This window comes from Streptomyces cadmiisoli (genome assembly GCF_003261055.1).
Taxonomy (GTDB): domain Bacteria; phylum Actinomycetota; class Actinomycetes; order Streptomycetales; family Streptomycetaceae; genus Streptomyces; species Streptomyces cadmiisoli.
Map to the genome: position 1 here is coordinate 2,374,057 of NZ_CP030073.1, position 13,818 is coordinate 2,387,874.

At 73.0% G+C, this 13,818-nt stretch carries 11 protein-coding genes; 1 reads left to right on the forward strand and 10 read right to left on the reverse strand.

All coding sequences use genetic code 11. From position 1 onward, the window contains the following. Positions 1-702 precede the first annotated feature (702 nt). From DN051_RS09885 to DN051_RS09915, 7 genes are all read right to left on the reverse strand, one after another. On the reverse strand, positions 703-3,564 hold the full coding sequence (locus DN051_RS09885; protein WP_112438530.1) for a DEAD/DEAH box helicase: 2,862 nt from the start codon (positions 3,562-3,564) through the stop codon (positions 703-705). 133 nt (positions 3,565-3,697) lie between these two features. Next, a complete protein-coding gene (locus DN051_RS09890; protein ID WP_053759298.1) occupies positions 3,698-4,291 on the reverse strand; it encodes a hypothetical protein in 594 nt (197 codons plus the stop codon). Further along, positions 4,288-5,469, reverse strand: coding sequence for an ROK family glucokinase (locus tag DN051_RS09895; RefSeq protein ID WP_053759297.1), 1,182 nt, complete (start codon positions 5,467-5,469; stop codon positions 4,288-4,290). The genes DN051_RS09890 and DN051_RS09895 overlap by 4 nt, the downstream gene beginning before the upstream one ends. A 115-nt stretch (positions 5,470-5,584) precedes the next feature. Beyond that, the gene (locus DN051_RS09900) at positions 5,585-6,382 is read right to left on the reverse strand and encodes an ATP-binding cassette domain-containing protein (protein WP_112438531.1); all 798 of its coding nucleotides are present in this window, start codon (positions 6,380-6,382) and stop codon (positions 5,585-5,587) included. Continuing rightward, complete coding sequence (locus tag DN051_RS09905) at positions 6,379-7,407, reverse strand: ABC transporter permease (protein ID WP_053759295.1); 1,029 nt, start codon at positions 7,405-7,407, stop codon at positions 6,379-6,381. The genes DN051_RS09900 and DN051_RS09905 overlap by 4 nt, the downstream gene beginning before the upstream one ends. Continuing rightward, on the reverse strand, positions 7,404-8,408 hold the full coding sequence (locus DN051_RS09910) for a sugar ABC transporter substrate-binding protein (RefSeq protein WP_053759294.1): 1,005 nt from the start codon (positions 8,406-8,408) through the stop codon (positions 7,404-7,406). The genes DN051_RS09905 and DN051_RS09910 overlap by 4 nt, the downstream gene beginning before the upstream one ends. 199 nt (positions 8,409-8,607) lie before the next feature. After that, positions 8,608-9,345 carry a GntR family transcriptional regulator gene (locus DN051_RS09915; protein WP_107093935.1) on the reverse strand — a complete coding sequence of 246 codons (738 nt, stop codon included), beginning with the start codon at positions 9,343-9,345 and terminating at the stop codon, positions 8,608-8,610. 129 nt (positions 9,346-9,474) lie between these two features. Here DN051_RS09915 and DN051_RS09920 point away from each other — a divergent pair, with 129 nt between their 5' ends. Beyond that, on the forward strand, positions 9,475-10,497 hold the full coding sequence (locus DN051_RS09920; RefSeq protein ID WP_112438532.1) for a Gfo/Idh/MocA family protein: 1,023 nt from the start codon (positions 9,475-9,477) through the stop codon (positions 10,495-10,497). Positions 10,498-10,523: 26 nt separating this feature from the next. Here DN051_RS09920 and DN051_RS09925 read toward each other — a convergent pair whose 3' ends face one another. The 3 genes from DN051_RS09925 to DN051_RS09935 all read right to left on the reverse strand — a co-directional run bounded on the left by DN051_RS09925 (position 10,524) and on the right by DN051_RS09935 (position 13,620). Then, positions 10,524-11,708, reverse strand: a complete 1,185-nt coding sequence (locus DN051_RS09925) for a cytochrome P450 family protein (protein ID WP_053759291.1) — start codon at positions 11,706-11,708, stop codon at positions 10,524-10,526. A 147-nt stretch (positions 11,709-11,855) separates the two neighbouring features. After that, positions 11,856-12,587: a response regulator transcription factor gene (locus DN051_RS09930; protein WP_112438533.1), complete on the reverse strand. Its 732-nt coding sequence runs from the start codon at positions 12,585-12,587 to the stop codon at positions 11,856-11,858. 43 nt (positions 12,588-12,630) lie between these two features. Beyond that, positions 12,631-13,620: a hypothetical protein gene (locus DN051_RS09935; RefSeq protein WP_246041085.1), complete on the reverse strand. Its 990-nt coding sequence runs from the start codon at positions 13,618-13,620 to the stop codon at positions 12,631-12,633. Positions 13,621-13,818: the final 198 nt, after the last annotated feature.

Here is a 13,818-nt window from a genome sequence, read left to right on the forward strand (position 1 = left end):
AGGCCGAGGGTGCGCCCGGCGAGGAGGCAGCAGCGTCTGACTCACCACCCGAGAAGCCGGAGTCCGCCGGTGGGCCGGGCAAGGAGCCAGAGGCGTCAGACGCACCGCCGGAGGAGGCGGAGGCCGAAGACGCGCCCGCCGAGGAGGCAGAAACCTCAACCTCGGACGCGTCGCCCGAGAAGCCGCTGGGTTCGGTCCGAACCGGCAGCTCCGGTCCCCCGGCGGAAGCGCCAACCGCACCCTCATCGGCGCCATCTCCGCCCACGTCACCCGCCGTACCACCCACCGAGCCCGCTTCGGCACCCCCTCCCGAGCCTCCCGCCGTGCCCTCCCCCGCACCTCCGGCACCGCCTTCACCGCGCCTCGCGGATCGCGCACGTCGTAGTGCGTCGCGGGCCGCCTCCGAGGGCCTGGCGGCCGCCCCTGCCGAGCCCTCGGCCGGGGCGGGTCGCTCCGCGGCGCGAGCCGCCGGGGACGCGTCGCGGTCGCGCCCCTGATCACGAACCCCCTCGGGGCCACGGTCCTGCCGGTCCCGCGCCTCCCCCGAATCCCTGGCATCCCCCGCGTCCCCCGCGTCCCGTGCCTCCCGTGCCTTTTGCGCGTCCCGCAACGCCCGGCGAGCCGCGTCGGCCGGGCGCGCTTCGTCGGGGCGTCCGGTGGACGGGGCGCTTCCGGAGTCGGGGGAGTCTTTCCGCGCGGACGTCACGACGCCCTCCGCAGGGACACCAGGTCGGACAGCTCGCGGTCCGTCAGTTCGGTGAGGGCGGACTCGCCGGTTCCGAGGATCGCGTCGGCCAGGGCCCGCTTGGCCTCCAGCATCTCGGCGATGCGGTCCTCCACCGTGCCCTCGGTGATGAGGCGGTGGACCTGGACCGGCTGGGTCTGCCCGATGCGGTAGGCGCGGTCGGTGGCCTGTTCCTCCACGGCCGGGTTCCACCAGCGGTCGAAGTGGACGACGTGGCCCGCGCGGGTGAGGTTCAGGCCGGTGCCCGCCGCTTTCAGGGACAGCACCAGCACCGGCGTGGTGCCGTTCTGGAAGCGGTCCACCATGCGTTCGCGCTCCGGCACCGGGGTGCCGCCGTGCAGGAGGTCCACCGGAACGGCCCGGGCGGCGAGGTGGGAGGTGATCAGGCGGGCCATGCCGACGTACTGGGTGAAGACCAGCGCCGAGCCGTCCTCGGTGAGGATGGTGTCCAGCAGTTCATCCAGCAGGGCGAGTTTGCCCGAGCGGGCCACCAGCCGGTCGCCGCCGGGCGGGTGCTCCTCCTTCAGGAACAGCGCCGGGTGGTTGCAGATCTGCTTCAGCGAGGTCAGCAGCTTGAGCACCAGGCCGCGGCGAGCGATGCCGCCCGCGCTCTCGATGGACAGCAAGGACTCCCGCACCACCGCCTCGTACAGGGCGGCCTGTTCGCGGGTGAGCGGGACCGGGTGGTCGGTCTCCGTCTTGGGGGGCAGCTCGGGGACGATGCCGGGGTCGGACTTCTTGCGGCGCAGCAGGAAGGGGCGGACGAGCCGGGCGAGGCGGGCCGCGGCTTCGTCGTCCTCGCCGTTCTCCACCGCGCGGGCGTGCCGGGCGCGGAAGGATTTGAGGGGGCCGAGCAGTCCGGGCGTCGTCCAGTCGAGCAGCGCCCACAGCTCGGAGAGGTTGTTCTCCACGGGGGTGCCGGTCAGCGCCACCCGGGCGGGCGTCGGGATGGTGCGCAGGGCCTTCGCGGTGGCCGAGTACGGGTTCTTGACGTGCTGGGCCTCGTCCGCGACGACCATGCCCCAGGACTGCTGGGCCAGCGCGGGGGCGGCCGCACGCATGGTGCCGTAGGTGGTGAGGACGAAGCCGCCGTCGAGGCCGTCGAGGGTGCGCTCGGAGCCGTGGTGGCGGCGGACGGGGGTGCCGGGGGCGAACCGCTCGATCTCCCGCTGCCAGTTGCCGAGCAGCGAGGCCGGACAGACCACCAGGGTCGGCTCCGTGCGGGCCCGTCGGAGGTGCAGGGCGATGACGGTGACCGTCTTGCCGAGCCCCATGTCGTCGGCGAGGCAGCCGCCGAGGCCGAGGGAGGTCATGAGGTCGAGCCAGGCCAGGCCCCGCAGTTGGTACTCGCGCAGGGTGGCGCGCAGTCCGGGCGGCGGTTCGGCCGGACGGATGCCGGCCGTCAGGCGCTCCCGCAGTGCCGCGAGTGCGCCGACCGGTACCGCCTCGACCTGTTCGCCGTCGACCTGCGCGGTGCCGGTGAGGGCGACGGACAGCGCGTCGACCGGGTCGAGCAGGCCGAGTTCGCGTTTGCGGGCCTTGCGGACGAGGGCCGGGTCGACGAGGACCCACTGGTCCCTCAGCCGGACGACGGGGCGGTGGGCCTCGGCGAGGGCGTCCATCTCGGCCTCGGTCAGCGGCTCCCCGCCGAGCGCCAGCTGCCAACGGAACTGGAGGAGTTCCTCGCTCTCGAAGAAGCCGGTGCCGTCGGTCGCCGAGCCCGGCGCGGGCCGCACCACGGCGGCCGCGGTCAGGTCGCGGGCCAGGTCCCGGGGCCAGTGGACGGCGACCCCGGCCGCGGCCAGCCGACCGGCTGCGGCGCCCAGCAGGTCACCGACCTCGGGCTCGGACAGAGCGAGCACATCCGGTACGTCCTGCTCGGCAAGCCGGTCCAGCGGGGGCCAGACGCGGGCGGCGCGGCGGACGGCGAGGGCGGCGTCCACCCGCGCGCGGGGTCCGAAGTCGGCGTCGCCCTCGCCGGCCCACAGCGCGGCCGCGTCGATGACGAGCGTGGGGTCGGCGAGGCTGTGCACCTGCACGATCGCGGCGCCCGCCCGGCGCGTCCGGTCCTCGCCGTCGCTCCCGTCGAAGACGTCGTACGCCGACAGGTCCAGGCGGAGCGAGATCCGCACGCCCGCGTCCATGCCTGCGGCGACCTCGGCGGCCCACTCCTGTGCGGCGGGCAGGCGCTGGGGCTCACGTGCGGCGAAGGGCCGGCCGCAGGCGTGGGCGGCGGCGGGGGTGCGGGGCAGGGTGTCGGCGACCGCGTCCAGGAAGGAGCGCATCAGGGCTTCCGGCTCGGGCAGCCGGAGCGGGCCGGGGCCGGGCAGCGGCACGGCATGGCCCTCGAACGGCAGTGCCGCGGCGATCGCGCGCAGGTGGGCGATGTCGTCCGGGTCGAGTGGGCCGGTCCGCCAGGCGTCGTGGCCGGTGGGTGTCAGGCCCGGCAGCAGGCGGCCGCGTGCGGCCAGGCGCAGGGCGTGCAGGGCGGCGGCACCCCAGCAGGCCGTGGCGGGGTGCGCCGCGGGGTCGTGTCGTGCGCGGACCAGCAGCGGCAGGGCCTCGCCGACCGGCAGGGTGAGCGCGGGCGTCTGCCGGCGGCGCACCCCCGTGCCGTGGGGGCGGACGACCGTCAGGTCGGTGTGCCCGGTACCGTCCGGGTCGCCGAGGCCGGTGCCGTCCGGACCGTCCTGCGGATCCCAGAAGGCGACGCGGCCGGCGCGGGGCACGGGCGCGGGCAGGAACACCGCGGCCAGACGGGCGGGAACGGCGGCAACGCCGGTCCGCCCGGCCGCCCCGGCCCGTTCACCTGTACGCATGGTCACCTCCCGCCCGCTCGTCGGATCAGACGTCTTCGACTCTACGGGCGGGGTCTGACAATCGGCTCCGGCGGCCGGCAGGCAGGCGCGCGCAGGGGGAGGCAGGCGGTCAGGCGGTCACGCGGTCACGCGGTCACGGGACCGTGCGGGAGACGACGTACACCATGGGGTACGTCGGGTTGCCCGTGTTCACGACCACCGCCTGCGTGGGCCTCGGGTTCTTCTGCTTGTGGACCAGCCCCCAGTAGGCGCCGGGCCGGGCGCCGGGGCCCGAGAACCTCCAGCCCGTGGCCTGCCGGTCGCGGGAGCTTATGGTGATCGCGCCCTTCTTCAGCTGCGCACGGCTGACGCCCACCTCCTTCAGGAAGGCGTCGAGGCCCGCGTGGGTGGTCTGGAACTGCACGTAGAGACGGCTGGTCTTCCAGTTGTTCGTCTCGTACCAGGCGACCTGGTTGGACGGATGCGGTATCGGCACCTGGTAGAGGCGGCGCTGCACCTTGGACGGCCAGCCCTCGGTCAGGCCCCGCGCCGAGTACTTCTCCTCCTTCTCCTTGCCGCTGTTGCGGCTCTGGTTGGCGGAGATCACCAGATAGCCGGCCGGGACGCCGATGAGCAGCACGATGATGAGCAGGGTGAACGCCCGGCGGCGGACCATGTGGCCGTGGTCCTCGGCCCTGACGTGCTCGTCGTCCGCAGGTCCGCCCTGCTGCGGCAGGGAACCGGTCACAGCGACTCCCGGCTGCGACGGGCCTCCGCGTACCGCTCGTAGCGCTCGTAGCGCTCCACCCTGCGGCGCTTGGCACGGCGGAAGCGGCGGGCGACCAGCCGCGCGAGGTCGGCGGCGCCGACCATGCCGGCCTCCGGGCCGAGCTGGGCGCGGGTGATACGGGCCTCGGGGCGGTAGCCGCGGCCGGTCAGATGGCGTCGGAAGGCGTCCCGGGCGGGCCCGATCAGCAGGTCGTCGGCGGCGCTGACGCCACCGCCGATCACGAAGCAGGAGGGGTCCAGGGCGGCCGCCAGGTTGGCGATGCCGACACCGAGCCACTGCCCGATGTCCTGGAGCAGCTCGATGCACATGGCGTCGCCGTCGCGGGCCAGCTCGGTGATCATCGGGCCGGAGATCTCCGCGATGTTGCCCTTGACGTGCTCGATGATCCCGTAGGCCACCGGTGAGTCGGCGGCGGCCAGCTCCCTGGCCTCCCGCACGAGCGCGTTGCCGGAGCTGTACTGCTCCCAGCAGCCGCGGTTGCCGCAGGGGCAGCGGTGGCCGCCGGGTACCACCTGCATGTGCCCGAACTCGCCGGCGACTCCGAACTTGCCGCGCTTGACCTGGCCGTCCTCCAGGATCGCGCCGCCGATGCCGGTACCGAGCGTGATCATGACCAGGTGGTCCTCGTCGCGGCCGGCGCCGAAGCGCCACTCGGCCCAGGCGGCGGTGTTGGCGTCGTTGTCCACCAGGACCGGCACCGACAGCCGGCCGGCCAGGCGGTCCCGCAGCGGCTCGTTGCGCCAGGACAGGTGCGGGGCGAACAGGACGCGGTTGCGGTCGGCGTCGACCCAGCCGGCCGCGCCGATCCCGACCGCGTGCACGTCGTGCCGGTCGGACAGGTCCAGGACCAGTTCGACGATGGTGTCCTCGACGACCTTCGGGCTCTTGGACTTGTCCGGGGTCTCCGTGCGGAGCTTCTCCAGGATGTTGCCGTCGGCGTCGACGACGCCCGCCATCACCTTGGTGCCGCCGATGTCGATGCCGACGGTCGGGACGCGCGGGGCCGTCAGATGGGAACGGCGCTCCCGGGTGCCGACGGTGCGCAGCACGGGGGCCCGGCGGGAGCCGATGGGGGCGCCGCCCGCCCGGGCGGAGCTCAGCGCCCTGGAGAGGGGGAGGTCGCGGTAGGTGCTCATCAGGCCCGATTCTGCCTCACCGTGACTGTGGGTGCGGTACAGAGGACCTACGGGGTGCCGCCGGCGGGTGGCCGGCGGCGCCGAGCGGTGCCCGGGCGCGCCGTCCCCGCCCGCGTCAGACGGTGTCGTTCCCCAGCTCGTGACGGAGGTCGTCGAGTTCGCTGCCGCCCGCCATCTGCCTGGTCAGCTCGTCCAGGGTGATCTCGTCCCGCTTGTGGTTGCCCACCATCGTCCCGCGCTTGAGCAGGACGAAGCGCTGCCCCACCAGATAGGCGTGGTGCGGGTTGTGGGTGATCAAGACAACACCCAGTCCCTGGTCCCGGGCCGCCGCCACGTACTTCAGGACCACGCCGGACTGCTTCACGCCCAGTGCCGCCGTCGGTTCGTCCAGGACGAGGACCTTGGCGCCGAAGTGGACGGCCCGGGCGATCGCCACGCACTGGCGCTCGCCACCGGAGAGGGTGCCGATGGGCTGGTCCACGTCGCGCAGGTCGATGCCCATGCGCAGCAGCGCGGCGTGCGTGGTGCGGCGCATCCGGCCGACGTCCAGGCGCTTGAACGGGCCGACGCCCGTGCGCGGCTCGGAGCCGAGGAAGAAGTTGCGCCAGACCGGCATCAGCGGGACCACGGCCAGGTCCTGGTAGACGGTGGCGATGCCGCGGTCCAGGGCCTCGCGCGGTGAGGTCAGGCGGGTCTCCTCGCCCTCGATGCGCAGGGTGCCGCCGTCGTGCTGGTGCAGACCGGCGATGATCTTGATGAGGGTCGACTTGCCCGCGCCGTTGTCCCCGAGGACGCAGGTGATCTCACCGGCTTCGACCGTCAGCGAGACGTCCTCCAGGGCGCGGACGCTGCCGTAGTGCTTGCCCACGCCGGACAGCTCGACGAGCGCTGTGCGCTCAGGGGTTTCGGTCACTTGGTGGCCTCCGCGCGCTTGCGGACCCAGGCGTTGAGCAGGGTCGCGAGGAGCAGCATCGCTCCGAGGAAGAACTTGAACCAGTCGGGGTTCCACTCGGCGAAGACGATGCCCTTGCTGGTCATGCCGAAGATGAGTGCGCCGACCGCCGAGCCGAGGGCGCTGCCGTAGCCGCCGGTGATCAGGCAGCCGCCGATGACGGCGGCGATGATGTAGATCAGCTCGTTGCCCACGCCCTCGCCGGACTGGACGACGTCGTAGGAGAACAGCAGGTGCTGGCCGGAGATCCAGGCGCCCAGGGCGACGCCCATGTAGAGGCCGATCTTGGTCCGGGCGACGGGGACGCCGACCGCGCGGGCCGCGTCCTGGTTGCCGCCGACCGCGAAGATCCAGTTGCCGGCGCGGGTGCGCAGCAGGATCCAGCTGGCCAGGGCGATCAGGCCGAACCACCACAGGATGGTGACCTTGAAGTCGACGCCGCCGAGGGTCAGGGTCGAGGCGAAGACGTCGTGGGCGCTGGGGAAGCCCTCCATGTCGGCGATCGTCTTGGTGGAGACGGTGCCGGAGATCAGCTTGGTGAAGCCGAGGTTCACGCCGGTCAGCATCAGGAAGGTGCCGAGCGTGATGATGAAGCTGGGCAGCCGGGTGCGGGTGAGCATGAAGCCGTTGAAGGCGCCGATGGCGAGGGTGACCAGCAGGGAGACGCCCACGCCGACCCAGACGTTCGCCGTCATCTGGTAGCTGAACATGGACGAGATCAGCGCGGACGACGTCACCAGGACGCCCGCGGACAGATCGAACTCGCCGCCGATCATCAGCAGCGCGACCGGGACGGCCATGATTCCGATCGTGGAGGCCGCGTACAGGACGGTGCTCAGGCTCGGCGCCTTGAGGAAGCTGTCGGCGGCGACCGCGAAGAAGAGGAAGACGGCGAGCGCGCCGACGACCGAGCCCAGTTCCGGCCGGCTGAGCAGCTTCCGCAGCGAGGAGGTGTGCAGAATCCTTTCGTCAGTGATCGCGGTCATCGGGTGCCCCGCTCGGTGTACTCCGCGAGCGCGGGCGCCTGGTCCTTGGTGATGATCTGCGGGCCGGTCAGCACGGGACCGCCGCCGCCGAGGACATCGGCGTTGTAGCGGTACAGCCACAGCAGGTCGACCGCCTGGTAGCCCTGGAGGTAGGGCTGCTGGTCGACGGCGAAGCCGAGCGTGCCGGCCGTCAGGCCCGCGGCGACCTTGGCGTTCAGGTCGAAGGTGTCGATCTCGGCAGCGCTGCCGGCGCTCTCCTTCGCCTTGACGGCGGTGTCCGCGTACGGCGCGCCGAGGGTCACGACGGCGTCGACCGCGGTGTCCGACTGGAGCTTGGCCTCCAGGGCGGACTGCACGTCGGGCATGTTGGTGCCGGTGACGTACAGGTTCTGCACGGTGCCCTCGAAGGTCTCCTTCAGACCGGCGCAGCGCTGTTCGTGCCCGACGTTGCCCTGCTCGTGCAGGACGCAGACCGCCCGCTTCTTCCCGCGCTCGTTCAGCTCCTCGCCGACCGCGCGGCCGGCGATGGTCTCGTCCTGCCCGATGTGGGTGAGCGCGCCGAACTCCTTCGACTCCGCGGAGCCCGAGTTCACGGTGATCACCGGAATGCCCGCCTTGACGGCGCGGGCGACCGCGGCCTTCATGGCATCGGGTTTGGCCAGGGTGACGATGATGCCGTCCACGCCCTTGTCGACGGCCGCGTCCACGAGCTGCGCCTGCTGCTGGGCCTCGTCGTCGTGGGAGTACAGGAAGTTGATGTTGTCCTTGACGGCCGCCTGCTCGGCGCCGCTCTGGACGATGTCCCAGAAGGTGTCGCCATCACCCGAGTGGGTGATCATCGCGAAGGTCCAGCGGGGCGTGTCGACCGCCGCCCTGCCCTGCGCGGCCGCGGCCTTGCGAGCGTCCTCGGCGCGCTTGCCTCCGGTGCTGCTGCACCCGGCGAGGGACGCGCACAGCGCCCCCGCCACCGCGATGCCTACCCAGGTCCGATACCGTGCCACGAGGCGGTGCCCTTCTTGCCGTGTTCTTTCCGTACGCAAGGGGCCGTCCTGTCGGCCCCAAACGCCCCAGTATCGAACACGGGGATGATGCGGCCGGTGCCGGGGAGCGCCACTCGGTCGCATTGTCCGGACATTGCGACGAACGGGCGCCCTTCCGGCCGCCGCCTCCCGGCCCCTCCGTGAGGGCCGGACGCGTCCCTCAGGGCCGTACGAGCAGCTGGAACTCGAAGGAGTAGCGGGTCGGGCGGTAGGTGTGGGTGCCGTACTCGACGGCGCGCCCGGTGTCGTCGAAGGTCGTGCGCTGCATGGTCAGCAGCGGGGCGCCCTCGCGCTCGGCGAGCCGCTCGGCCTCCGCGGCGGTGGCGGCTCGGGCGCCGATGGACTGCCGGGCGCTGTGCAGCGTGATCCCCGCCGCGCGCATCAGCCGGTACAGGCCGGTGGCCTCCAGTTGCGCGGTGTCCAGCTCCAGCAGACCCGGCGGCAGGAAGTTGCACAGGTACGCCATCGGCTCTCCGTGCGCCAGCCGCAGCCGCTCCACCCGGTACACCTCGCCGCCCTCGGCGACGGCCAGCGCGGCGGCCACCTCGGCGGACGCCGGGACGACGGTGTTGACGAGAACCTTGGTCGCCGGACGCTGCCCGGCCGCCTCCAGGTCGTCGTAGAGGCTGCTCAGCTCCAGCGGACGCTTGACCTGGCTGTGCACGACCTGGGTGCCCACCCCGCGGCGGCGGACCAGCAGGCCCTTCTCGACCAGGGACTGGATGGCCTGGCGGACCGTCGGCCGGGACAGCCCGAGCCGGGCGGCCAGCTCGATCTCGTTGCCCAGCAGGCTGCCGGGGGTCAGCGCCCCGTGCTCGATCGCCGCCTCCAGTTGCTGGGACAACTGGAAGTACAGAGGCACCGGGGAACTCCGGTCCACGCTCAGTTCGAGCTGCACGGTCGGGTCCACATCTGGTTTCGGCACGGGCCTGAGCGTAACTCCGTGACGGGTTGACGGGAAGTCGTGTAGTCCGATTGTCCGGACATAGCCATTGACACTGCGTCGGGTGGGGCCCACTTTGATTCCATGCGCATCGGGGTCATCGGGACGGGCCGCATCGGCACCATCCACGCGAACACGCTCAGCCGCCATCGGGACGTGGGCTCGTTGATCCTCACGGACACCGATCCCGCCCGGGCCCAGGAGCTGGCCTTACGACTCGGGGAGACCGCCGCGCCCGGCGTGGAGGAGGTCTTCCGGTGGGGTGTGGACGCCGTAGTGATCACGACGGCGACATCCGCCCACGCCGAGCTGATCGGCCGGGCCGCGCGCTCGGGGCTCCCGGTGTTCTGCGAGAAGCCGATCGCGCTCGACCTGCCCGGTTCGCTGGAAGCCATCGCCGAGGTCGAGACGGCCGGGACGGTGCTCCAGATGGGCTTCCAGCGCCGGTTCGACGCGGGCTACACCGGCGCGCGCGAGGCGGTCGCCTCCGGACGCCTCGGACGGCTGCACACCGTGCGGGCGCTGACCTCCGACCAGGCGCCGCCCCCGGCCGCGTACCTGCCGCTGTCCGGCGGGATCTACCGGGACACGCTGATCCACGACTTCGACATCCTGCGCTGGGTGACCGGGCGGGAGGCCGTGGACGTGTACGCCGCCGGGTCCGACGCCGGTCCCGCGATGTTCCGCGAGGCGGGCGACGTCGACACGGCGGCCGCGCTCCTCACCCTGGACGACGGCACCCTCGCCACCGCCACCGCGACACGGCTGAACGGCGCCGGCTACGACGTGCGCATGGAGCTCGCCGGAGAGCGGGACCAGGTCGTCGTCGGCCTCGACGACCGGACGCCGATCGCCTCCACCGAGCCGACCGGGCCGCCCGCCGCCAGCAAGCCCTGGACCACGTTCCTGGAGCGGTTCGGTCCCGCCTACGAGCTGGAGCTGTGCGCGTTCGTCGAGGTGGTCCGCGGAGAGCGGGCCAACCCCTGCGACGGGCGGGAGGCGTTGCAGGCGCTCAGGATCGCGGAGGCCTGCGAGCTGTCGCGCCGGCTGCGCAGAGCCGTCCGGCTCGCGGAGATCCCCGGCGGCGGCGCGCCGTCGGCGATCTGACCGGGCGGTCACCGGTCACCGGGCTCCTACCAGCGCACCGGCAGGCTGCGCATCCCACGGATCAGCAGGCCCGGCAGCCAGGCGCCGGGCGGGCCGTCCAGGGCCAGGCCGGGGGCCCGCCGCAGAAGGGCGGCCAGGGCCGTACGGACTTCGAGCCGGGCCAGCGGAGCGCCCAGGCAGTAATGAATGCCGTGGCCGAAGGCCACATGGCCGCGGGGGTCGCGGCGGATGTCGAAGCGGTCGGGAGCGGGGAAGCGGGCCGGGTCCCGGTCGGCGGCGGCGAGGCCGATCATCACCGTCGCGCCCTTCTCGATCCGGGTCCCCGCGATGTCCATGGCCTCCGCCGCGTACCGGAACGTCGCCGTCTCCACCGGTCCCTCGTACCGCAGCATCTCCTCGACGGCGCCGTCCAGGAGGGTCATGTCGGCGCGCAGGGCGGCGAGTTGGGCGGGGTGGGTGAGCAGCGCGTGCACACCGTTGGTGAGGAGGTTGACCGTCGTCTCGTGGCCGGCGACGAGCAGGAGGAACGCCATCCCGCGCAGTTCCCCCGGCGAGAGCCGGTCACCGTCCTCGGCGGTGGTGCGGATCAGATCGCTGAGCAGGTCGTCACCGGGGCCGGAGCAGCGCTTGTCCTCGACGAGCTCGGTCAGGTACTCGCCGAGGCGCACGACGGCCTCGTACTCCCGGTCGCCGTCGGTGGGGGCGACGACCTCGGTGGACAGGGCGCGGAACTCGGCCCGGTCCAGCTCGGGCACGCCCAGCAGTTCGCAGATGACGGTGATCGGCAGCGGGAAGGACAGGGATTCCACGAGGTCGGCGCGCCCGAGCGGCAGCATCGCGTCGAGCAGCCCGTCGGTGATCTGCTGGATCCTGGGCAGCAGCGCCTCGACCCGGCGGGCGGTGAACCCGCGGGAGACGAGGGAACGCAGCCGGGTGTGCTGGGGCGGGTCGGTGATGAGGAGGTACTTCCCGATCAGCTCCTCGTCGAGGAACGTCACCCCGATCCTGGCGCCGTCCTTGGCCAGCCGCGGATCGGCGAGCGCGGCACGCGCCTCCTGGTACCCGACGACGAGCCAGGTCTCCCGGTGGGAGTCGGGCGGCGGCAGCCGCACCCGGTGCACCGGACCGCGGGCGCGCAGCCGCGCGTACACCGTGTGCGGGTCCGCCAGGAACTGCGCGCCGTACTCCCCCAGATCGACGGTTTCCGTCACCGCTGCTCCCCTTTTCCTCACCTGCACAACGGTCCGGCGCCGCGGCCGGAGCCCGGACGGTGCGTCAAGTCCCGGTACGGCGGCGGCACTCGGCGGCCTCAACGGGGTGGCTCTGACCGGCGCACCCCTGGAACACGGTCGAGCCGGTCAGCCGGACCGGTCGTTGTTCACGTCGTTCACGTCGTTCACGTCGTTCCCGTCGTCCTCGTCCCGGGCGCCGCTGTCGACGAGTCCCGCGTCGTACGCCAGCAGCGCGATCTGCACCCGGTTGTTCAGGCCGAGTTTGGCCAGCACACGTGACACATGGGTCTTGACCGTGGCGACGCTCATGAAGAGTTCCGCGGCGATCTCGGCGTTGGCCAGGCCCCGGCCGACCGCGACGGCGACCTCGCGCTCGCGGTCGTTGAGGGCGGCGAGCCGCTCCCGCGCCCGCGCGCCGCGCCGGTCCGCCGCGGTGCCCGCCGCCTGCTCCATCAGCCGGCGGGTGATGCTCGGCGACAGGACCGGATCACCGGTGGCGACCCGGCGCACCGCCGCCAGGATCTCGGCGGGCGGGGTGTCCTTGAGGACGAAACCGGCCGCGCCCGCGCGCAGCGCCCGCAGCACCTGCTCGTCGGCGTGAAACGTGGTCAGGACCACGACCTGCGGGGCGTCCTCGCGTCCGCGCAGCCGCTCGGTGGCGGTGAGACCGTCCATCGTCGGCATCCGGATGTCCATCAGGACGACGTCCGGGCGGGTGCGGTCGACGAGCGCCTCGACCTCGCTGCCGTCGGAGGCCTCGCCGACGATGTCGATGTCGTCCGCGCCGCCCATCATGAAGGACAGCCCGGCACGCACCAGCGGGTCGTCGTCGACGAGGAGCAGTCTGATCGCAGTCATGGGCCCAACGTAATCACGGTTGTACCGCGCCGCGGCACGGGTCTCAGCGCCTCAGCACCACTCCGTGGCGGGTGCGCAGCCGGTGGATCTCCCACCAGGCCACCGCGGTGACCGACGCCGGGCCGCCGAGCAGGGCGAGGACCTGGATCACCGGCGGACCGGGAGACGCGCCGCCCGCGATCGCGCTGATGGCGGCGAACTCCCACACCAGGGTGCCGGTGAGGAGGGCGGGCAGGGCGGGGTGGACGTCGGCGGCGTTGAATCCGCTGCGGATCGCGGGGCCGGTGGCGAAGCCGAGGAAGAACAGGAGCCAGACCATCGGCAGGGTCGCCGCCAAGGTGATCCACGGCGTGCCGTACCAGGGCACGCCAGACGCCTGGTACGACTGCCGCTCGGCCAGCGTGATGCCCACCAGGCAGAGCGGGATCGCCGTCACGGCGCCGATGTACCACAGGGCCGACCGGCCCGCCGCGCGCAGCCGCGGACGCATCTCGGCGCGTGCGGGCGCCGACGCCCAGCGGAACAGCAGGACGATCACCGCGGGGGCGCTGAGCAGCAGCAGCGGTGGCGTGACGGCCAGCCGCATCATGTACTGCGCCTGGGCCTCGCTGAAGTCCTCGGGCTGGCCGTACACGACGAGCAGCAGCAGGGACATGACGGTCGCGGTCCAGGCCCGCGCCTTCTGCACCCGCCACACCTCGGGGTCGTCGTGGTACCGGTGGCCGCGCACCGGGAAGAGCCGGTGCGCGCGCGTACGGGCCGAGCGGGCGAACACGTAGCACACCAGCAGCGGCAGGATCGCGAACCAGGTGCAGGGGAACAGCAGCAGCGCCCAGACACAGCCGTGGACCCGGGTCCGTCCGGCCCGCAGCAGGTCCCGCAGCGGCGGCCACTCCGCACCGCGCAGACCGCTCAGCAGCCCCCACGGGGAGCCGTTGCGGGGCGGGCCGTACGGCGACGGCCGCGGCGGGAAGCCCGGCGGCGGCGCGTAGGGGTCGTACGGCGGCCGGCCCGGCTGGGGCGGGACGTACAAAGGCCCGTACGGGCCCGCGTTCGGGGGCGGCGCGTACGGATTCGGAGGCGGCGCGTACGGATTCGGAGGCGGCGCGTACGGATTCGGAGGCGGCGCGTACGGATTCGGAGGCGGCGGTTGGGGGCCGCCGTTCGGTGGCGGTGGCGGTGGCGGGTACGGGCGGCCGTCCGGTGGCCGCGGCGGCTGGTACGGATCGGG